The organism is Vibrio sp. 1078-1, from assembly GCF_033340475.1.
In genome coordinates this window covers 1-785 of record NZ_JAWOWM010000234.1, presented here as the reverse complement: position 1 = coordinate 785, position 785 = coordinate 1, and the positions used below count along the sequence as shown (strand labels likewise).

The 785-nt window shown below is 45.9% G+C and carries 1 pseudogene; it reads right to left on the bottom strand.

Features of this window, described 5'->3' with window-relative positions:
• Positions 1–78: 78 nt before the first annotated feature.
• Positions 79–785: pseudogene (locus tag R7190_RS26825) on the bottom strand (bifunctional glutamine synthetase adenylyltransferase/deadenyltransferase); the annotation flags it as partial.

The following is a 785-nucleotide window of genomic DNA, read 5'->3' as shown; positions in this document are numbered from 1 at the left end:
TTATTGGTCTCCAAAAATTAAATCGTGGTGAGTTTAGCACAGCCTTTTTCTAGGCTGAACCTTGAGCACTACTTCTACTTAGGCGAACCACTGGTTCCATGCTTGCTTCACCCATTCTCTTTCTGCAACAAACTTATCTTCAACCACATCAGCATCCAAATTAAGCAGGTTTCTGTGGTGTATTTCGTTACGCATCGTCGTGTACGCGCGTATCAGTTGCATCGCTTGGTCTTCTTCCATGACACCTTGAGCAATTAGCGTTTCATATATTCGGACATTGTCACACCAACGCGTAAGCTTAGGTTTCTCGTGACTATAGTTAAGCACCAAATATTGAGCCAGAAATTCGATATCGGTAATACCACCGACGTCTTGCTTGATCATGAAGCGACCAGATTTCTTACCGCCTAAATGATCGCGCATTTTTTCGCGCATCTCGACGACTTCTTTTTTCAACGTTTGCTCATCACGCGGTTTACACAACACATCATGACGGGTGTTATGGAAAGCAATCGCCAATGGTTCATCACCATAAATCATGCGAGCGCGCACTAAAGCTTGATGCTCCCAAGTCCACGCATCTTGATGTTGATAATCATCAAACGCATCGGTTGGACTCACCAACAGGCCGGACGCACCAGAAGGACGTAAGCGAGTGTCCACTTCGTATAGAATGCCTGATGCGGTGCGGGTTGAGAAAATATGGATGATGCGCTGTGCTAAACGAAGGTAGAACTGGCGGCCGTCAATTTCCTTCTTCCCATCGGTGTATACATTAACTGGGC